This is a genomic window from Rugamonas apoptosis (assembly GCF_014042355.1).
Taxonomy (GTDB): Bacteria; Pseudomonadota; Gammaproteobacteria; order Burkholderiales; family Burkholderiaceae_D; genus Rugamonas; species Rugamonas apoptosis.
Genome location: NZ_JACEZU010000013.1, coordinates 127052 through 146085, shown reverse-complemented (window position 1 = coordinate 146085; position 19034 = coordinate 127052). Strand labels below are relative to the sequence as shown.

The window sequence follows — 19034 nt, the reverse complement described above, 5'->3', positions numbered from 1 at the left end:
ATAAAGTAGAATTCGAATTCAGTTAGTGCTGTCGGATTCTGCTTGATTGCTGCATTTTTATAAAAATTACATTCTATTAATGATATAAGGAGACAATAGTGCACCATCGCTCTACACATCCTCACGCGGCCGCTACGCTCGCCGTGTTCGCCGCCCTCGGGCTTGCAGCCTGCGGCGGTAGCGACAGTCCGGGGAACCAGTTGTCTGCTTCGCAGACGTCCTCCGTGACAGCCCAGAAAGCCTGCGAGACGCTCAAAGGGAAAATGATAGGCGGGGCAGCGATCGATGCGGCGACAATGGTCGATGCCGTCGCAGCCAGTCCGGCTTACTGCAAGGTAAGCGCTACCATTGCGCCTTCTCTTATTCTTGAACTGGACCTTCCCAATAACTGGAACGGGAAACTCTTGTATGCCGGAGGAGGTGGGTATGACGGGTCGATCCAGGGCTTCTTGTTTAGCGGCCCTGGTGGTCTTGCAGAAGGGTACGCTGTCGTGCAAAGCAACGGAGGTCACGCCGGCTCTCCCGTCGATGCATCGTTCGCATTGGATACGAACCTCGCCTATTTGTTCGGGCCGGGTTCGGTGCCGACTGTGACTGCCGTAGCGAAGCAAATGTTGCAGGCTGCGTTTGGCAAGGGCCCAGAACGCGCCTATTTCGAAGGCTGTTCGAACGGTGGCCGGGAAGCATTGATGGCCGCGCAACGGGAACCATACCTTTTCGACGGGATCATCGCACGGGCGCCGGCGTACGACTGGCCGGGATTCACGGGGGCATTCAACCGCAACGCCAAGGCCATCGCCGCCCCAGGCGCCGCGTTCACGAGTGCGAAAGTCGCGCTGCTCGCGAAGGCGGTGCGCGACGCGTGCGACGCGAAGGATGGCATAGTCGATGGGCTCGTGTCGAATCAGTCCGCCTGCGTTGTCGACCCGAGTGTGCTGCGCTGCCCTGCCGGAGCAGATACTGGCGACACCTGCCTGTCGGACGCACAACTGGCGGTCGTGAATACCTGGACCACTCCCGTGAGTTTCGGTAACGGCGCGTACAAGTACCAAGGATGGGCGCTGAGCGGCAATGAGGATGACCTGGGAGTGGGGTTCGGTGGAGGCTGGAACAGTTGGCTCACGGGCAGTACTGGGAATGGTAGCGATTCGCTTCAGTTCCTGCTCCAGGACGCCACCGTCAAGTACTATCTGGCGAGGGATTCCAAGGCAAACTCCCTCGTCTACAATTGGGACTCGAACCAGCAAGGATTATTCACGCTGGCGGCGCTTAATAGTGCCACGAATGCCGACCTTCGTCCTTTCATGAGCAACGGTGGGAAGTTGATGCTCTGGCATGGGACCAACGACATGGCGCTGAGTCACCGGGCAACCACTGCGTATTATGAAAGCGTGAAGACGGCAGTGGGTGGGCAGTCGGCGCTCGATAAATTTGTACGCTACTACCAGGCGCCCGGTGTCAATCATTGCGCTGGCGGCCCAGGTGCCGACTCGGTGAACCTGGTGACCGCGTTAGACAAGTGGGTTACGCAAGGAATCGACCCTGGCCAACTCACGGCCTCCAAAATCAAGGCCGACGGCAGCGTCGCCTTTACGCGGCCATTGTGCCAGTACCCGCAATACCCACGCTATACGGGACCGGCAAACGACGTAAACGCAGCGAAGCTGGCAGCTAATTACACTTGCACCACACCTTCGTGACAGGGTTTGAGGCCGGAGAGGAAATGCTCTCCGGCTCTAACATTTCCACGTTGGACGGCGCGATGGATTATTCCCGCTGACGAAGCGGCTCAAGCACGGCCGCTTTCTTCGGTAGCCAATAGCCGAGTCAGTGATGCTGCAGATTTGCAATTCGTCAGCTACGTCTGCTTGGGGGCGTTATTTCTTATAGATACCGCAGGCGACAGTCAGATCGCCGAATTTCTCGACATAGGTCGACTTGGGCTCGATCACCTTCGTCACAGGGTTTGGCCATTTGTACTCCACCCAGCCACTCCGGTTCTTTTGGGCCATGTCGATCAATGTTTTGATGAATTGCTTTCCATCGGCGTCTTTCATTTCAATCAACGACTTGCCAATAATTCTAGGGTTCGCCCCATGGGCCACCATGGTTCCTTTCGCATCGAGCACCGCGATATACAGATCCCGATCGACGAAGGGGCCAGATGTGTCGTTGAACTGCTTGAAAGCTTCATCCTTTCCTTTTTTGTCGAGCAGGGCGATGGCCCTTTTCACCATGGAAAGCGCCTCATCGGCAGTCCCTATATCAGACGCTTGCGAGGTGAGAATCTGGCCAAGGAACAGCACTACCAGGAACTTGAGAAGAGTTTTCATGATTGACCTATTGAGGTTATAGAACGGAGTAATTTCGGGATCATGAGAAGACCGACGTGGGGCGTGCCCTGGCTTCTAAGTGAACCGTAATTTCCTTAACAGTAGATTCCTTCCATCAAGAAGTCAAGGTCTGCCACTTCACAGCATTGTTGCATTGGCGCAACGATAAGCTAGCCGCCAGTATGTGTCCGGTACCGTTTTCATTCTTCAACCTATCCATACGCCCAGTTGCAGAGGGGAGGAGGCTCCGGTGAGCATGCCCACCGCATGGACTCTAGGAGTCCAAGCGCATGTGGCGACACGCCAAACTTACCCTTGACTTAAGTGAATTATGGTTCTAATATTTGTAAGTGGAATTTGAATTCACTTAAGGATCTGGCGCCATTATCGATGGTCGTCCGTTTTTCTAAAAAGATGCCTAAAGAGCACTCAAGGAGAAGGAATCTTCTCTTTCTTACTAAACCCAGGAGATGAGTTATGTCGTTTTACTGTGCGAGACAAATACGGTTCCCTTCGGAATCACTGCCCTTTGGTGTGTCAGCTGGGGTGATGGCCCTGGCCTGGGCTGAACCCGCCGCACGCACCTGCCGGAGGTAATGAGATGTCTACCATAAATATCCAAAAAATCATTGATGAGTCCAAATTCAACGGTTATCACGGCTTGATCTTGTTCTGGTGCTTTCTGATCCTGGTGCTGGATGGCTACGATCTCGCGGTGGTCGGGGCGGCGCTGCCCCTGATCATGAAGGAAATGGGCGTGACCGCCACCACGGCCGGCTTTATGGCGAGTTCGGCGCTGTTTGGGATGATGCTCGGGGCGATGTTCTTCGGGACACTCGCCGACAGGCTGGGGCGACCGCGCATGCTGGTGTTTTGCATCGGCCTGTTCAGCGTGTTCACCGCCGCCGCCGGCCTGACGCACGATCCGCTGACGTTCAGCTTGACGCGGTTTGTCGCCGGCTTGGGTATCGGCGGCGTGTTGCCCATCGCGGCGGCGCAGATGGGCGAATACGCGCCGGTGTCGATCCGAACGCGCCTGGTGGCGATTGTATTTGCGGGATACGCGGTGGGTGGCATCCTGGTCGCCTTGACGGGGAAACAACTGATCCAGGACTTCGGCTGGCAGTCCGTGTTTTATGTCGCCGGTCTTCCGGTCTTGCTGATTCCCTTGATCCTGAAGACGATGCCGGAATCGGTTCCCTACCTGATCAGGCGTGATCGCGGCGCGGACCTGCGCAAGCTGGTTGGCAAGATCGTCCCCGGTTACACCTTGCCGTCCGGCGCGCAATTTGTTGCATCGGCCAATCTCGGCGCCAATCGCGCGCCGGTCCTCGAACTCTTTCACGATCGGCGTGGCTTCAGCACCGTCATGATCTGGATCGCCTTTTTCTTTGGGTTGTTCATGGTGTACGCGCTCAGCTCATGGTTGACCAAGCTGCTGGCCTTGTCCGGCTACAGCCTGGGCTCGGCACTGAATTTCATACTGGTGTTCAACATCGGCGCCATCGTTGGCGCGCTCGGCGGCGCCTGGCTAGGTGATCGTTTCAACATCAAGTATGTATTGGTGAGCCTCTACGCGGTTGGCGCGGTTTCCCTGACACTCATGGGTTTCGTCAAGTCCTCCGAACTGCTGTTCGTGATGGTTTTCATCGTTGGCGCGACCACCCTCGGTACGCAGCTGGTCGCTTATGCCTATGCGGCCGCCTTCTATCCGGCGGCCATCCGTTCCACCGGCGTGGGTTTTGCTTCGGGAATCGGACGGGCCGGCGGGATACTGGCGCCCATCATGATCGGCGCATTGGTCGCCTTGAATTTACCCCTGGAGCAAAATTTCATGGCGATCGGATTGGCCGGACTGCTGGGAATGATTTCGGTGGTGTTGATCAATCACCGCTTATGCGATTCGGTGAACAATGCCGCCGCCGCGTAGCGGGTGGGGAGGCGATGCTCGGGCCGCCCGATGACGAAAACTCGGCGGCGCCGAACGAAGATTTTTTTGCTTGGACGATGAATGATGAATATACGATTAGCGACGCCGCCGGAGGTGGCGGCCGGCGAACTGCGAAGGACGGTCGATTGGGCGCTCGGCACCCGCCGCTCGATTCGTGCCTTCCTGCCCACGCCGGTTTCCAGCCATGATGTAACGGCGATTCTGGACGTGGCGCGGTATTGCGCATCCGGGGTGAATACTCAGCCTTGGCATGTCCACGTTGTCGTAGGGGCGGCGAAGGAACGCTTAAGCGAGGCAATTCTGAGGGTTTATGAGGACCCTTCCCGGATGGCCGCGCTTGATGAACCATATGACTACTATCCGCAGGAATGGATTTCACCCTATATCGACCGGCGACGCAAGGTCGGCTGGGATCTTTACAGCTTGCTTGGCATCGAAAAAGGCGACAAGGCCCGCATGCATGCCCAGCACGGTCGCAACTACCGCTTCTTTGGGGCGCCGGTCGGGTTGATGTTCACAATAGACCGTCATATGGGGCGGGGCAGCCTGATCGACTATGGCATGTTTTTGCAGAACATCATGATCGCGGCACGGGGGCGGGGGCTGGACACCTGCCCTCAAGCGGCTTTTAACGCGTTTCACCAAGTCATTGCCGAGCAACTGGACATTCCGGACCAGCAAATGTTTGTCTGCGGTATGAGCCTCGGTTACGCCGATACGAGCCGCGTTGAGAATTCACTCGTTACCAACCGTGTGGCGGTGGAGGAATTCACGACTTTTCATCAACGATAATAATGGAGACAGAAATGAGCGCATCCGCTTACGCACACGGCCTCGACAAGAATCCGGCCAACCATGTTCCCTTGACGCCGCTCGCGTTCCTCGATCGCACGGCCGATATCTATCCGCAGCGCGCCGCTATTGTGCATGGCGCCTTCCGTCAGACTTGGGCGGAGACGCGCGAGCGCTGTTACCGTCTTGCCTCCGCGCTGGTGGGACTGGGGATCCAGGCCGGCGACACGGTGTCCATCATCGCGCCCAACACGCCCGCCATGTTGGAGGCCCACTTCGGCGTGCCCTTGTCCGGCGCGGTGCTCAATGCCATCAACTGCCGCCTCGACGCGGAAGGCGTGGCCTTCATCCTGCGGCACGGCGAATGCAAGTTGCTGCTGGTGGACCGCGAGTTCGCGCCGCTGGTCACGGCGGCGCTCCAGGGGATGGCCAGCCCGCCGCGCGTGATCGACATCAACGACCACCTGGCGCCCGAAGGCCCGACCATCGGCGAGACCGACTACGAATCCTTGTTGGCCACCGGCGATCCAGCCTTCGCGGGGCGTTGGCCAACGGACGAGTGGTCGCCGATCGCGCTGAACTACACCTCGGGCACCACAGGGGACCCAAAGGGAGTGGTGCCGAGCCATCGGGGCACTTATCTCATGAGCCTGCTGCAGATGACCAACTGGCCGCTCCCGCGCGCGCCTGTTTATCTGTGGACGCTGCCGATGTTCCATGCGAACGGTTGGTGTTTCACCTGGGCGATCACGGCGGCTGCCGGCACGCACGTCTGCCTGCGCAAGGTCACGGCGGCCAATGTGTTCGCCGCGATCGCTGAACATGATGTCGATCACTTTTGCGCCGCACCCATCGTGTTGGCGGGCATCGCCAGCACACCTCAGACCGAGCGTCCTCAACTGGCGCGCCGGGTGCGCGTGTTGACGGCCGGCTCGCCACCGCCCGCCACCGTGCTGGAGGCGGTAGACGCCATGGGCTTCGATGTCGACCACGTCTTTGGCATCACCGAGGTTTCCGGCACCCCGGTGAGTTGCGCCTGGCAGGAAGACTGGACGGCCCTGCCGCCGGACGAGCAGGCCCGTGTGAAAGCCCGTCAAGGCGTGCGCGCCGCCGGACTGGAACAACTTCGCGTCGCGAACGCCGACACGCTGGAAGCGGTGCCGGCGAACGGCGCGGCGTCGGGTGAGATTTTGTTCCGTGGTAACACCGTGATGATGGGCTACCTGAAGAATCCGGGCGCGACCGCCGCGGCCTTCGCGGGCGGCTGGTTCCACACCGGCGATATCGCGGTGGTGCATCCGGACGGCTATCTGCAGATCACCGACCGCTCCAAGGACATCATCATCTCGGGCGGGGAAAACATATCGTCGGTCGAAGTGGAGGAAGTGCTGTACCGGTTCCCCGGCGTACTGAGTGCCGCCGTGGTGGCGCAGCCGGATCAGAAATGGGGCGAGGTGCCCTGCGCCTTTGTCGAACTGAAACAGGATGTGGCGCCGGTCAGCGAAGCCGAGGTGATCGCGTTCTGTCGCGAACGCCTGGCACACTTCAAGAGCCCGCGCCGCGTGGTGTTTGGTGAATTGCCGAAGACAGCCACCGGCAAGATACAGAAGTTCCTGTTGCGTGAGCAGGCTGGCAGCCGCGAGGCGATCGCAGCGCCGCGCGGTAATGTTTGAAAATGAAAAGGAAAATGATCGATGCAAATCAAGGACAAGGTATTCATGGTGACCGGCGCCGGCTCGGGTTTGGGGGCTGCGCACTTTTTTGCCAACCAATACCTCAACGGCGAAGTCATCCGGATGGATGGTGGCATTCGCATGGCCGCTAAATAACTGATAGGAAAACGCAATGTCACACGATCCGATTGTTATCGTCTCCTGCGCCCGTACCGCGATGGGCTCTTTTCAAGGCGCATTCTCCAACCTGACCGCCGCCGAGCTGGGGGCCGCTGCGATCAAGTCGGCAGTCGAACGCGCCGGCGTCACCGCCGACCTGATTGAGGAGGTGCTGATGGGCTGCGTGCTGCAGGCCGGCCAAGGGCAGGCGCCGGCGCGCCAGGCCGCCTTGCTCGCCGGCCTGCCATTTGCCGCCGGCTGTACCACGATCTCCAAGGTTTGCGGCTCCGCCATGAAGGCGACCATGCTCGGACATGACGGTATCCTGGCCGGCTCTCACGGGGCGGTGGTGGTCGGTGGCATGGAGTCGATGTCGAACGCACCCTACCTCTTGCCGAAGGCACGGGGAGGCCAGCGCCTCGGCCATGGTCAGGTCATCGACCACATGTTCATGGACGGACTGGAGGACGCTTATTCCAAGCCGACGCGCGGCCGCCTGATGGGAACTTTTGCCGAGGAGTGCGCGGCCACCTATGGGTTTACCCGCGAAGCACAGGATGCATATGCCATCGAGTCGACCACGCGCGCTATCAAGGCCTGCGGCGATGGCAGCTTTAATTGGGAGCTCACGCCGCTGACCGTGGCAGGCCGCAAAGGCGATGTGCTGGTCGATCGTGACGAGGGACCATTTAAAGTCAATTTGGAGAAGATTCCGATGTTGAAGCCTGCCTTCAAGACGGATGGCACGGTCACCGCCGCCAATTCCTCTTCCATTTCGGACGGTGCGGCGGCCATGGTGCTGATGCGGGCCTCGCAAGCGGCCCAACTTGGCCTTGCCCCGCTGGCTCGCATTGTTGGCCACGCCACCTATGCCGGCGTCCCTGCGGAGTTCCCTTCGGCCCCGGTTGCCGCCCTACGCAAGCTGTTCGGCAGGACCGGATGGACGGCCGGGAGTGTTGACCTTTATGAAATCAACGAGGCCTTCGCCGTTGTCCCTATGGCCGTCATCCATGACCTGAAGCTCGATCCAGCCAAGGTCAACGTGCACGGCGGCGCCTGTGCTTTGGGCCATCCCATCGGTGCATCGGGCGCCCGTATTGTGGTGACGCTGCTGGGGGCGTTGAGGAAACATGGCCTGCGGCGCGGTGTTGCCAGCCTGTGCATCGGTGGCGGTGAAGCGACTGCGTTGGCAGTAGAAATGTTCTAGGCAGATGACAGGGCTTGTTATCGTCGGCGAACGATTTTCGAAACGTCACCAGTTCAATGAATTGGAGGCGCGGGCTTTCGCAATTGCTGCCGGGGACACAAATCCACTGCACCACGACAAGGCCATCGCGGAGCGCAGCCGCTATGGCCGACTGATTGTCAGTGGCACGCATACCACGGCGCTGCTGCTGGGCTTGGCCGCCAGCCACTTCGCCAGGAATTACCCAGTCGTGGGCCGCTCTTTCACCGTTGACTTCCGCCGGCCGGTATTCATGGGCACGCAGACTCGAATCGAGTGGGAGGTGGTCGCGGTATCGATGACGCGCGGCGCGGTCCAGACGGTGGCGTTGCGTGGAGGTGTGTACGATGAGCAGGGCGAACCGTGCGTCCAGGCCACCGGCACGGTGAGGCTGGGCGTTCAACTTGAAGCGCCACCGGGCGCGCTAGGATTGCGGCACGAAGGAGAGCGGCCCGCCTGACACGCCGCGCAGGCAAAAGCTGATGATCGCGACGGCATGTTCGGTCAGGCTCGGATCGTCCGAGACCGCATCCGTTGCCAATGGGCTGACCAGACCCTCGAACAAGCATCCCACGATGCAATCGGCGGACGCGCGCACGCTTTGCTCCGGAAACTCGCCCGAGCGTACACCCTGTTCGATGATCGTCATGAATACCCTGGCCAAGGCGCGATGGTATTTGAGGCGGGCCGCTTCCACTTCGGGTTCCACCGGTTCCGCCACCAGTGCATGGGCCATCCGCCGGCCACGCAGCGCGCGATTAGCGAAGGTCCAGGCTGCGGCGCCAAGGCGTTCGGCGGCCGTGCCCTCGCTCATGGCGACGCCGGCGACGACGTCGACTTCCCGCTGGGCGGTCAGGGCCACCACCTCGATCATCAAATCGGTTTTTGCCGGAAAGTACCGATACAGGGTACCGATCGCTATGCCAGCGGCTTCGGCGATGGCTGACATCTGGACGTCACGGAATCCGTGTGTCGCAACCAGGTGCCGCGCGGTCTTCAGTATCAACGGGTACTTGTCCGGCCCCCGGTGACGAATACGTGGTTTTCGACCGGAAGTTGGTATATCCACCAAGTTTATTTCTGCAGCCACAATGCCCCCATCAAAATATCCTACGGCACATTATACACATTGCCGTCTCCGCATCCGTTCTTAAGCGAGCGATGGCTCATGATCGCCTCCCGTGACGTGGCTGCAACTCCCGATGGAAATTCGCAAAGAAATTTTTGACAAAAAGGATAATCCACCGTAGCCTTAAGTGAATATGTATTCTATTAAATATTTGGTGCGCTTCTACGCCTTCATGGAGGCCAATGCGGCACCACCCATCTGCGAGGGACACCATGTGCATCGTTAGTCAACCGTCTAAAGAGCAAATACGGGCGTGGTTGCTGCGCCGAAGAGTTGCGCAGTTTTTGCCGGAAATGGCGCAGATACGAACCGAACTGGGGTGGGAGTGGGTTCCTTGTTCATTCCATTGCGCCGAGGCACGGCCTGATATCGGGTCAAACGGCGACGGCCGGCGTGGTGGCGTAACCTAATGTTTTTTTACGATTAATGAGGGGATGCCCATGCGATACGAAGGCGTATGCATCGAAATCTATGGCCGAGTTGCCCTGAATCGCCTGAACCGTCAGAAGGCGACCCGCACGAATTCGGCGGCCCGATGAGGGCAATTGCATGACTTCAATTGGATTAATAAGCCTTGTTGTGCTTACGCTCCTGGGTGCATGCCCGACACTCGTAGCTCAAGCTACTGCCTGACACGTTGTAGAACTCCTGGTCCAACGGCCAGGGCTCGTTGCAGCGGGCACATAGCTGTTCCTGACCCAACTCCGTCTCTAATATGCGGCGAAAGCCGCCGGCGATGCGTACAAATTCAAACGTGGGATGCATCTCGGGATATTTGCGGGGTGATTATTCCATCGTCGCAACCTGCTTGCTGTTCTCATCCGGCCAAATTGGCGCGGACGGTCAGGCTCAGATCGTCCTTACTGCAAAAACACTGCAGCGACCGCCTCCGTCAGGCGTGCTGTCTGGCGTCTCATGCTTGCAGTTCGGGTAGAACTACGTCTTAACGTTTACGTTAACGTAAGCTTGGGCCAAGGGTAGCATGTATTGCGTCATTCAACTGTCCCTCCCACGACAATTCGGTAGGGGGAGTGTTGCCATCTTGGTCGTCAAGTGTCTTAGAGGGGGCGACATAGGCTGCGCTGGCCACCTGATCGACGAGTTCGGCAGCAGTGCGGGGCCGCGCCGGCGGTGTGCCGTGCGGCGCCATTCAGGCCGGTGTGACAACGTCCTGCGGCCGGTTCGCCTTCATGAAGCCGGAAACATAAGTTACCGGTGGCGGATACCGGCCGGTGGTCAGCGTGCTTAACGTCGATGAACCTGGTTTCGGTAGCCCGCACCGGACTTTGCCGCGAGTGTCGATAATTAGCCGGCAATTCCTGCCGTAACGGCTTCCGCCAGCGTCGTGGTCGGGCGGCCGATCAGGCGGGACAGCGTGCCGCTGCGGTCCTCAAGAGCGCCCCGTGCCGCACCGGCATCAGAGTTGGACAGCATCGATGCCAGCCAGTCAGGCAAGCCAATAGCGAGCAGCGCGGCTTCGTATTCACGCTCCGGCAAATCCTTGTAGACCACGGGCTTGCCAGCCTGGCGCGACACTTCGGCCGCCAGTTCCGCCAGCGAAAAGGACTGGTCGCCCGCCAGTTCGTAGACCGGATCGGGCGTGCCGGAGGCGGTCAGCACGGCCACTGCGGCGGCGGCATAGTCGGCGCGCCCGGCGGCGGAAATGCGGCCGTCCTGCGCGCTGCCAAGAATGGCGCCATGCGCCAGCGCGGCGGCGAGGTTGCCGGTGTAATTTTCGACATACCAGCCGTTACGCAAGATGGTGTAGGGCAGGCCGGATGCGCGCAGGAATTCTTCCGTCGCGACATGCTCGCTCGCCAGTGCCAATGGTGAACCTGTCGCGTGCAGCAGGCTGGTATAGGCCAGCAGGCCGACGCCGGCGCGTTGCGCCGCCTTGATGACATTTTTGTGCTGTGGCAGCCGTTGCCCGACTTCGCTCGATGAAATCAGCAGCACTTTGTCCACGCCCTGGAAAGCGGCGGTCAGCGACGCCTCGTCGTCGTAGCTTGCCTGGCGTACGCTGACACCCAAAGCGGCCAGGTTGGCCGCTTTGGCAGGATTGCGAACGATGGCGGCAATGTGCGATGGCGGCACGGTTTTTAATAAGCCCGAAATGACAAGCTGGCCCAGTTGGCCGGTGGCTCCGGTAATGGCGATCATGATGCGGTCCTTTCGTTACTGGTTGAGGTAAGCCATACTAGCGTCTATACTTACTATTTGTAAGTACGTACATTTTAGTAAGTACCTGGGCCAAATCATGACCAATTCGAAGACCTTGCGTGGCGCGCTGGCACAAGCCAACGCGGCGCAGCGCGGACAATTGCTGGCAGCCGCTTGCCCTTCACGTGCAGTGTTAAGCCACGTAACCAGCCGCTGGGGCGTGCTTGTGCTGGTGGTGCTGCTGGGCGGCATGCATCGCTTTAGTGAACTACGGCGTGAAGTGGGCGGCGTCAGCGAAAAAATGCTGGCACAAACACTCGATGCGCTGGTCGGCGACGGCTTCGTGCTACGTCATGCCCTTCCCGTGATTCCGCCGCATGTCGAGTACACTCTTACCCCGATGGGGCGTGAAATTGCTGAGCGCCTGGAAGTGCTGGTCGACTGGATTGAGGAGAATTTCCCGCGCATCCAGGCGGCGAGGGTTGGTGCCTGAAGGGGGCGGTGCGCGTCCAGGCGACGCCGCTGTGCGGTGTGCATTCGAAATGGATAAAATGAATGCTTGAAAAGTCGATTTGGCGCTATCTTATATTGACGGTATTTTTGATGGTATCGCACTATGCTGGTCCGTGAAACAATCGAAACATCAATTGCTTAGCGCGCGCTTTTGTGTACTTCTGCCGCAGTTGGCGGCTCGCCGACCTACACCAGGAAATTCAAGACGAGAGCACCACCCGGTTGCGCCCACCTTCCTTGCCCCGATACAGCGCCTGGTCGGCGCGGGCGAGCGCTGACTGCCAGGTTTCGCCGGGATGAATTTGAGCGACCCCGAAGGTCATCGTCACCGGGACCGGGGTGTCGTTGATGGCAATGACCGATTCCGCCACGCCGGTCCGCAAGCGTTCCGCCACGTTCATGGCGATACCAAGATCCGCATCGGGCAGCAGCACGATGAACTCTTCCCCGCCCCAGCGCGCCACGCTGTCGTAGTCCCGCAAGCTCCTGAATAGTTTGCCCACTTCCCTGAGCACCCGGTCGCCGCCATCGTGCCCGTAGCGATCGTTTATCGATTTGAATCGGTCTATGTCACAAATAATCAATGCAAGCGGGCGAAATACCCGACGGGTGTGGGCATATTCTTTCTCGATCGACTCCGTCATCCTGCGGCGATTCAGCAGGCCAGTGAGTGCATCCGTGGCGGCCAGGCTCTTCAGCCTTTGTTCAGCCTGTTTGACGGTGCAGGACAACATATAGGAAACAACGGCTGTAGTCGCACAGGTACCGATGATGTTCACATTACGCAATAGTTCGGCAGTGTGCAGGGGCAGGGGATAGATCGGCGTCCAGGTCGTCAATATCACATCGCAGGCTATGTAGAACAGGGCGATCACGATGGTCTGAAAAATCTTTGCTGAAAGAGGCCATTGTGTACTGCTGAACAGGGCCGGTATCGTCGCGATCATGTAATACTGAAAACCCGGGGCAGGGCCGATCAGGACGACAGAAAAAAGCAACTGCAACAGATAGAGCACCCACATCCAGGGCGAACTGTTGACTAACTGATTCGCATGCCGATCGTCCCAGCGCATCATGTAGAAATGCAGTATGGCGACGAGCATGAAGAGGGCCGCAAGCGGCCAAATTCTTAACGCGACAAAGACCAGTCCGAAAATTGCCTGGATGATGATGATGGTCGGCCGGAACTTGAGAACGAACCGATGCAAGTCGTCTGTTCCGTCGATGTTCTTATCCCCTTCGCTTTGAAAGCTCATGGCGACCGACTCCCCGGCTGGCGCTGACTGACAATAGTCCGTCCCCGCAGAATGAATACTTCCCAAGGCAAGGACCGGGAATTGAATGCTGCAAGGGGTGGGTAAGTATAACAAATGCCAAGCGGCATCTGCGAACCATCTTGCCTGGCGCTCTGAGGCCGCTTTGGCTTAGCTGCTCGGCAGGGGACCTTGGCTGCGCCGGCGCCGGCGCCGACGACGCGCTCGCGCGCTGTGCGAACGGTGGCGCATCATGGCCGTCGTGCGGCGTATAATTGTTAGGTAGTCAATATGTGGGAGTGGCATGGATGACTGATCCTGCGGACGAACCAGTCGCGGGCGCGCCAGCGCCGATGCCGGAGCAGCACGAGCGCGAGCTGGTGCGGCTGAACCGCGCCCTCAGAACCCTCAGTGCCGGCAACCGGGCGCTGCTGCGTATGGCTGATGAGCAGGCATTGCTGCATGAAATGTGCCGGGTGATCGTCGACACGGGCGGCTATGCTGCCGCCAGCGTCGCCTACGCGGAGCACGATGAAACGCAGCGCCTGCGCTGGATGGCCGGTGCGGGCATCGACATTGCCCTGCTTGAACCTCACCTCTACACGTGGGCCGATACGCCGGAGGGCCGTAACCTGGTCGGCGATTGCGTTCGGTCGGACCAGGCCATTGTTGGCAAGCACATTGACGACCCCCAGTATGCGCTCCCCTTCGCTGACATGCGTGCCATGTTGCTGCAGCAAGGCTTTGCCTCCTTTACCGCATTCCCTTTGCACATCGAAGGACAAGTCGTTGGCGTGCTGGGGATCGCGGCGGCGGAAGCGGATGCCTTCGATGAAGCGGAAGTGAAGCTGCTTGGCGAGCTGGCCGATGACCTGGCCTATGGTGTGGCCAACCTGCGCACGCATATCCAGAAGCTTGAGGCGCAAGCAACCATCGCCCGGCTGGCATATTTCGATGCGCTGACCGGCTTGCCCAATCGCACCCAGCTGGTCGAGGTGCTGGAGGCGGCCATCGCGTCGGCGAAGCGGCAGCGCCATTCATTGGCGCTGTTGCAGCTGGAAGTAGGGCATTTCCGCGAAATTAATAAGGTGCTAGGCTACCGCGCGGGCGACGAATTGCTGCAACTGCTGGGCCGGCGCCTGTCGGCCGAGATCCAGGCCGACGAAATCCTGGCCAGGGTGGGCGAAGCGGAGTTCGCCCTGCTGTTGCCCAATGGCGGCGCCGACTATGCCGAACAGGTCGCGCAGCGCTTGCTGGCCATGCTGCGCGAGCCGGTCGAGGTCGCCAAATTGACGCTGGACCCCCGGGTCGCCATCGGCATCGCGCTGTTTCCCGGCCACGCCGACGATGCGGAGTCCTTGCTGCGGCGCGCCAACGTCGCCATGCATCAGGCCAATCTGGCCAGTGGCGGTTACGCCATCTACGCCGGCGGACAGGAGCAGGAGCACATGCGGCGCCTGGCGCTCATGGGCGACCTGCACCGTGCCGTCCGGGAGCACGAGTTGCGCCTGTTTTGCCAACCCAAGGTCGATATCGCGTCGCGCCGCGTGTGTGGTGCCGAAGCGCTGGTGCGCTGGCAACACCCGCAACATGGCAGTGTGCGCACCGCCGAATTCATCCAGCTGGCCGAGGAAGCGGGCACGATCACCCCGCTGACCAACTGGATGCTGGAGGCCGCGTTCAGCCAGATCTACGCGTGGCATGAAGCGGGGCTGGACTGGCCGCTGGCGATCAATCTGTCGGGGCATGACCTGTACGACCCCCGGCTGACCGAACGCATCCGGGGACTGTTTGCGACCTGGGGCATCGCGCCCGAGTTGATCCAGTTCGAGCTGACGGAAAGTGCCCTGATGGCCAATCCTGCCGCCGGCCTGGAAACGCTGATCCACTTGAAACAACTGGGCGTCAAATTGTTCATCGACGATTACGGCACCGGCTATTCCAGCCTGAGTTACTTGCAGAAGCTGCCCGTCGACGGGGTCAAGATTGACCAGTCGTTTGTCATGCCGATGGTGGTCAACGGTAATTCGGCGACGATCGTGTCGTCCACCATCGAGCTGGGCCATAACCTGGGCTTGACGGTGGTGGCGGAAGGCGTGGAGAGCGCGGCGATCTGGCACCGGCTGGTGGCACTGAAGTGCGATGTGGCGCAGGGCTATCTCATCAGCATGCCCATGCCGGCTGCGCAATGCCAGGCGTGGAATAGCACCTGGTCGCAGAACGGGCTTGCGCCAGCCTGAACGACCCACACCGCGCCCAGTCTGTCAGCCGCCTGATATCGCCCCGGCGGTGGATGGCATGATGGAACAGCCGGCCTGGCGCGACCGCGACCAGGCCCGTGCGTCGGCGGCGATCCGGTCCGCCAGTGCGGCGATGAGGCGCTGCTGACCCTGCACCTGCGCCGGATACCCGCCCGGCGTGGCCATGTCGAACCGGCCACGGCATGTGAGCCGGGCATGGCCCGCCTCGTCTGCCAGGCCCAGGCTCCAGTCGGCGTCGAGTTGGGCGCGTTGGCCGGGCCAGATGTCGAAGCGGCGCACCTGGAGCTTGATCCGCATGACTGGTTTGTCGCCGGGGCGGGCCAGACCGGCGATGTCCTGCGTCGCCAGGCGTTGCGTCAGGTTCGCCGACAGCGCCGCGCGCACTTCGTCGTCCAGCGGCCCGGCCCAGCGTTCGCCTTCGAGCAGCGCGATGCTGCTGTCGCCTTGTCGCACGACCAGTTGCGGCTGGTCCAGCTGGACCGGGATGCCCACTGGCAGGACCTCGATCAGGAACGGCGCCGGCTGCGCGGCCGCGGCGCCTTGTCCGGCAGGCGCGAGCAAGGTGTGGTAATGGAGCGGCGTTGACGAGCAGGCCGCGAGGCCGGCAACGGCGGCCAGCCGGAACAGGCGAAGCATGCGTTTCATCGCTGTGGCTCCTTCGTGGTGGTGGTGGTGGTGGTGGGCTGGCGGGCAGGGACGGCGCCAGCTGGCGCATCGTCCGGTACGCCGCGCAGCAGGGACTGCGGGTGACGCCCGAGCAGTTCAGTCAGCGTGCGCAGCGAACGGGCCGCGTGCTGCACTTCCTGCAAGGTGCGGCCCAGGTCTTGCTGGAGCGGCGCATCGTCGGCCAGCATGCCTTGCGCCGCGCCGAACGTCTGCTGCGCCTGGACCAGGGTGCGCGTGGTCTCGGGCAGGACCTGGCCGTTGACCTGGCGCAGGGTGTCGCCCAGACCCGCCAGCGCCGTATCGAGATGGTTTGCGATGGACGCGAGCGGCAGTTTGTCGATCTTGCCGACGATGCTGGCCACCTGCTCCTGTACCCGGTCAAAGGTGCCGTCGATGGTGGGCACGGCCAGCGGACGGGCATTCACGTCGAACGCCACCTTGGGCGCGTTCGGCACGACATCGAGCGAGATATAGAGCTGCCCCGTCAGCAAGTTGCCCGAGCAAGCCTGCGCCCGCAGGCCATGCTCGACCATCTTTTGAAGGAACTGCGCCACGTGCTGCTCGCTGTCGCCGCCCCGGTCCCGTTCCCGTTTCAGGATGTCGAGCACCGGTCCGAGCCGCTGCGGATAGACGACGATGCCGACCATGGTGGGGAAGCGGCGGTTGTCCTGGTCGTAGTCCAGGTTCATCGACACCACGCTGCCGAGGGTTACGCCTGCGAACAGCACGGGCGCGCCCACGGTCAGGCCGCGCAGGGACTGGGCGAAGCGCAGTTGCATGTACTGGCCGGGACCGTCGGGCGGCGCCAGCGCCGTTTCCTGGTCCTTGGCCAGCACGAACTCGGCGTGTTCGGCGGCGGCGCTGCCCTGGCTGCGGTCGGGCGCGGCGAAGGCGATGCCGCCGGCGACGATGGTCGCCATCGATTGCGTCTTGAGCTTGAGCCCGTCCGCGCCGAGGGAAACGTCGACTCCGCTGGCATTCCAGAAGCGGGTGTCGGTGGTGACGAAACGGTCGTAGGGCGCGTCGATGAAAATCTGCAGATTGACGCTCTTGCCATCTGCATCGAGCTTGTAGGAGGCTACCCGGCCCACCTGGATGCGCCGGTAGTAGATGGACGAACCGATGTCGAGCGAACCGAGGTCTTCGCCGTGCAGCGTGAATGACTTGCCGGGCGTGCCAGCCACCACCGTGGGGGGCGTTTCCAGTTCCGTGAACGCGCCGGCGGACACCTTCGCCGTGCCGACGTCGGCCGCGATGTAGGCGCCAGAGAGCAAGGTGTCGAGGCCCGATATGCCGCCAGTGCCAACGCGCGGGCGCACCACCCAGAAGCGTGTGTCCCGGCGCGTCAGGCTGGTTGCGCTCTTGTCCAGGGCCACGATGACGATGGCGTGCGAACCGTCGTCGCTCAGGGCGACCGATTTCACCTCGCCCACCGTCACACCCTTGTACTTGACGGGGGTCTTGCCTGCCTCCAGTCCCGTCGCCGTGCGGCAGGCGATGGTGATCTCCGCTCCGGCCGAGAGCCAGGCATGCACCAGCATCGACAGGCCGATCAGCGCCGCCACGGCCGGCACCAGCCAGACCAGCGGGAGCCGGCGGCGGCGGATAACGGCCGGGTGGGCCGGTTCGAGTTCCAGGTTTGTATCTTTCATTCTTTGTCACCGTCCCATATCAATCGGGGATCAAAATGCATGGCCGACAGCATGGTCAGGATGACCACCATGCCGAAAAAGAGGATGCCCACGCGCGGCTCGACATCGCTCAGCGCCTGGAACTTGACCAGCGCGGCCACCATCGCCACCACCAGCACGTCGAGCATTGACCAGTAGCCGATCAGCTCGACCAGGCGATACAGCCGGGCGCGCTCGCGCCTGGCCCAGCCGCTGCGCCGTTGCGATGTGGCCAGCAACAGCGAGAGCACGAGGAACTTGGTGCAGGGTACGAATATGCTGGCGATGAAGATCACCAGCGCGATGCCGTAGGCGCCGTGGTGCCAGAACTGGATGACGCCGCTCATGATGGTGCTGTCGCTGGCGCTGCCCAGCATGCTCGTATGCATGACGGGCAGCACATTGGCCGGGATATAGCAGATCACGGCGGCGAGCAGCAGCGCCCAGGCGCGTGCAATGCTGTCGGGCCGGCGGCGGTGGAGTGCCGCGCCGCAGCGCGGGCAGCGCGCATGTGCGCCGCTGCCGCCGGTGTCCTCGCAGACCAGGGTGCAGGCGTGGCAAGCCACGACGCCCAATTGGTACGCGCGGCGATGCCCGCTCATGGGTGGCCCGCCTTGCCCGACGTTGCGGGCTCGGTCAGGTGCCACAGCCAATGGATGTCGCGGTTGGCGATCAGGGGGAGCAACACCATCAGCCCGGCCGTGGCCCAGATGCCGGCGCCGGGCGTCACCTGAACAATGCCGGCGAGCTTGATGACGGCCACCAGGATGCTCAGCATGCCTACCTCGACCATGCTCCACGGCCGCATGGCCACCAGCATCCGCATCGCGCGCGCGAAGCCCGGCGCACGGCGGGCGGCGCGGGCGTGCACCAGTATCCAGGCCAGCAGGCTGATCTGAAGCAGGGGCGCCACGATGATCGCCAGCGCAGCCGGCAGGGCAATGGGCGCGGCCGGTCCATGCGCCAGCGCCGCGGCCGATTGCCAGAGGGTCGCTTCGTTGTGCAGCCCTTGCATGCTGATGCGGATGACCGGACAGAGATTGGCGATCGCGAACACGATGGCCGTGGCCACGGTCAGCGCCAGCCAGCGATCGAGATCCAGGTGGCTGGCCCGGTACAGGACAGCATCGCAACGGGTGCAATGTGCCGCTTCGCGCGGCGCGAGGGTGGGCCGCCGGTACACGCTGTCGCAGTGTTCGCATACCACCAGATTTGGGAAAATTTTCATGCGTCGCATCTTGGTTCGGCC

General features: G+C 61.4%; 17 protein-coding genes. 9 read left to right on the top strand and 8 right to left on the bottom strand.

Features of this window, described 5'->3' with window-relative positions:
- Positions 1–98: 98 nt before the first annotated feature.
- Positions 99–1700, top strand: coding sequence for a tannase/feruloyl esterase family alpha/beta hydrolase (locus H3H39_RS23065; protein WP_311196966.1), 1602 nt, complete (start codon positions 99–101; stop codon positions 1698–1700).
- A 177-nt stretch (positions 1701–1877) separates the two neighbouring features.
- Here the strand turns inward: H3H39_RS23065 and H3H39_RS23060 are convergent, their stop codons facing one another.
- On the bottom strand, positions 1878–2333 hold the full coding sequence (locus H3H39_RS23060; protein ID WP_182156732.1) for a cache domain-containing protein: 456 nt from the start codon (positions 2331–2333) through the stop codon (positions 1878–1880).
- A gap of 601 nt (positions 2334–2934) precedes the next feature.
- On the opposite strand from H3H39_RS23060, the gene H3H39_RS23055 reads away from it, so the two are divergent.
- The 6 genes from H3H39_RS23055 (at position 2935) to H3H39_RS23035 (ending at position 8593) form a co-directional block, all read left to right on the top strand.
- Positions 2935–4263, top strand: a complete 1329-nt coding sequence (locus H3H39_RS23055; protein ID WP_182156731.1) for an MFS transporter — start codon at positions 2935–2937, stop codon at positions 4261–4263.
- 84 nt (positions 4264–4347) lie between these two features.
- The gene (locus H3H39_RS23050; RefSeq protein WP_182156795.1) at positions 4348–5076 is read left to right on the top strand and encodes a nitroreductase; all 729 of its coding nucleotides are present in this window, start codon (positions 4348–4350) and stop codon (positions 5074–5076) included.
- A 14-nt stretch (positions 5077–5090) separates the two neighbouring features.
- Positions 5091–6749, top strand: coding sequence for an AMP-binding protein (locus H3H39_RS23045; RefSeq protein WP_182156730.1), 1659 nt, complete (start codon positions 5091–5093; stop codon positions 6747–6749).
- Positions 6750–6770: 21 nt separating this feature from the next.
- Positions 6771–6905, top strand: a complete 135-nt coding sequence (locus H3H39_RS28225) for a hypothetical protein (RefSeq protein WP_255462711.1) — start codon at positions 6771–6773, stop codon at positions 6903–6905.
- A gap of 16 nt (positions 6906–6921) precedes the next feature.
- Entirely contained in the window at positions 6922–8115 is a 1194-nt protein-coding gene (locus tag H3H39_RS23040; RefSeq protein ID WP_182156729.1) for an acetyl-CoA C-acyltransferase, read from the top strand.
- A gap of 4 nt (positions 8116–8119) precedes the next feature.
- Positions 8120–8593: a MaoC family dehydratase gene (locus H3H39_RS23035; protein ID WP_182156728.1), complete on the top strand. Its 474-nt coding sequence runs from the start codon at positions 8120–8122 to the stop codon at positions 8591–8593.
- Here H3H39_RS23035 and H3H39_RS23030 read toward each other — a convergent pair.
- Positions 8558–9202: a TetR/AcrR family transcriptional regulator gene (locus H3H39_RS23030; protein WP_311196971.1), complete on the bottom strand. Its 645-nt coding sequence runs from the start codon at positions 9200–9202 to the stop codon at positions 8558–8560. The genes H3H39_RS23035 and H3H39_RS23030 overlap by 36 nt on opposite strands.
- Positions 9203–10567: 1365 nt before the next feature.
- Complete coding sequence (locus H3H39_RS23025; protein WP_182156726.1) at positions 10568–11422, bottom strand: SDR family oxidoreductase; 855 nt, start codon at positions 11420–11422, stop codon at positions 10568–10570.
- A 97-nt stretch (positions 11423–11519) separates the two neighbouring features.
- On the opposite strand from H3H39_RS23025, the gene H3H39_RS23020 reads away from it, so the two are divergent.
- Positions 11520–11915 carry a winged helix-turn-helix transcriptional regulator gene (locus H3H39_RS23020; RefSeq protein ID WP_182156725.1) on the top strand — a complete coding sequence of 132 codons (396 nt, stop codon included), beginning with the start codon at positions 11520–11522 and terminating at the stop codon, positions 11913–11915.
- Positions 11916–12135: 220 nt separating this feature from the next.
- Here H3H39_RS23020 and H3H39_RS23015 read toward each other — a convergent pair whose 3' ends face one another.
- Positions 12136–13191: a GGDEF domain-containing protein gene (locus tag H3H39_RS23015; RefSeq protein ID WP_182156724.1), complete on the bottom strand. Its 1056-nt coding sequence runs from the start codon at positions 13189–13191 to the stop codon at positions 12136–12138.
- A 305-nt stretch (positions 13192–13496) separates the two neighbouring features.
- On the opposite strand from H3H39_RS23015, the gene H3H39_RS23010 reads away from it, so the two are divergent.
- Positions 13497–15428 carry a putative bifunctional diguanylate cyclase/phosphodiesterase gene (locus H3H39_RS23010; RefSeq protein WP_229218200.1) on the top strand — a complete coding sequence of 644 codons (1932 nt, stop codon included), beginning with the start codon at positions 13497–13499 and terminating at the stop codon, positions 15426–15428.
- Between the two features lie 24 nt (positions 15429–15452).
- Here H3H39_RS23010 and H3H39_RS23005 read toward each other — a convergent pair whose 3' ends face one another.
- From H3H39_RS23005 to H3H39_RS22990, 4 genes are read right to left on the bottom strand one after another with little or no spacing between them, the layout of a single operon-like run.
- Positions 15453–16094, bottom strand: a complete 642-nt coding sequence (locus tag H3H39_RS23005) for a PqiC family protein (RefSeq protein WP_182156723.1) — start codon at positions 16092–16094, stop codon at positions 15453–15455.
- On the bottom strand, positions 16091–17767 hold the full coding sequence (locus tag H3H39_RS23000) for a PqiB family protein (protein WP_182156722.1): 1677 nt from the start codon (positions 17765–17767) through the stop codon (positions 16091–16093). The genes H3H39_RS23005 and H3H39_RS23000 overlap by 4 nt, the downstream gene beginning before the upstream one ends.
- Positions 17764–18387: a paraquat-inducible protein A gene (locus H3H39_RS22995; protein ID WP_182156721.1), complete on the bottom strand. Its 624-nt coding sequence runs from the start codon at positions 18385–18387 to the stop codon at positions 17764–17766. The genes H3H39_RS23000 and H3H39_RS22995 overlap by 4 nt, the downstream gene beginning before the upstream one ends.
- A complete protein-coding gene (locus H3H39_RS22990; protein ID WP_182156720.1) occupies positions 18384–19013 on the bottom strand; it encodes a paraquat-inducible protein A in 630 nt (209 codons plus the stop codon). The genes H3H39_RS22995 and H3H39_RS22990 overlap by 4 nt, the downstream gene beginning before the upstream one ends.
- Between the last annotated feature and the right edge of the window lie 21 nt (positions 19014–19034).

Coding starts and splice junctions, on each gene's coding strand:
- H3H39_RS23060 (WP_182156732.1), bottom strand. CDS start 2,333: ATGAAAACTCTTCTCAAGTTCCTGGTAGTGCTGTTCCTTGGCCAGATT.
- H3H39_RS23055 (WP_182156731.1), top strand. CDS start 2,935: ATGTCTACCATAAATATCCAAAAAATCATTGATGAGTCCAAATTCAAC.
- H3H39_RS23050 (WP_182156795.1), top strand. CDS start 4,348: ATGAATATACGATTAGCGACGCCGCCGGAGGTGGCGGCCGGCGAACTG.
- H3H39_RS23045 (WP_182156730.1), top strand. CDS start 5,091: ATGAGCGCATCCGCTTACGCACACGGCCTCGACAAGAATCCGGCCAAC.
- H3H39_RS28225 (WP_255462711.1), top strand. CDS start 6,771: ATGCAAATCAAGGACAAGGTATTCATGGTGACCGGCGCCGGCTCGGGT.
- H3H39_RS23040 (WP_182156729.1), top strand. CDS start 6,922: ATGTCACACGATCCGATTGTTATCGTCTCCTGCGCCCGTACCGCGATG.
- H3H39_RS23035 (WP_182156728.1), top strand. CDS start 8,120: ATGACAGGGCTTGTTATCGTCGGCGAACGATTTTCGAAACGTCACCAG.
- H3H39_RS23025 (WP_182156726.1), bottom strand. CDS start 11,422: ATGATCGCCATTACCGGAGCCACCGGCCAACTGGGCCAGCTTGTCATT.
- H3H39_RS23020 (WP_182156725.1), top strand. CDS start 11,520: ATGACCAATTCGAAGACCTTGCGTGGCGCGCTGGCACAAGCCAACGCG.
- H3H39_RS23015 (WP_182156724.1), bottom strand. CDS start 13,191: ATGAGCTTTCAAAGCGAAGGGGATAAGAACATCGACGGAACAGACGAC.
- H3H39_RS23010 (WP_229218200.1), top strand. CDS start 13,497: ATGACTGATCCTGCGGACGAACCAGTCGCGGGCGCGCCAGCGCCGATG.
- H3H39_RS23005 (WP_182156723.1), bottom strand. CDS start 16,094: ATGAAACGCATGCTTCGCCTGTTCCGGCTGGCCGCCGTTGCCGGCCTC.
- H3H39_RS23000 (WP_182156722.1), bottom strand. CDS start 17,767: ATGAAAGATACAAACCTGGAACTCGAACCGGCCCACCCGGCCGTTATC.
- H3H39_RS22995 (WP_182156721.1), bottom strand. CDS start 18,387: ATGAGCGGGCATCGCCGCGCGTACCAATTGGGCGTCGTGGCTTGCCAC.
- H3H39_RS22990 (WP_182156720.1), bottom strand. CDS start 19,013: ATGAAAATTTTCCCAAATCTGGTGGTATGCGAACACTGCGACAGCGTG.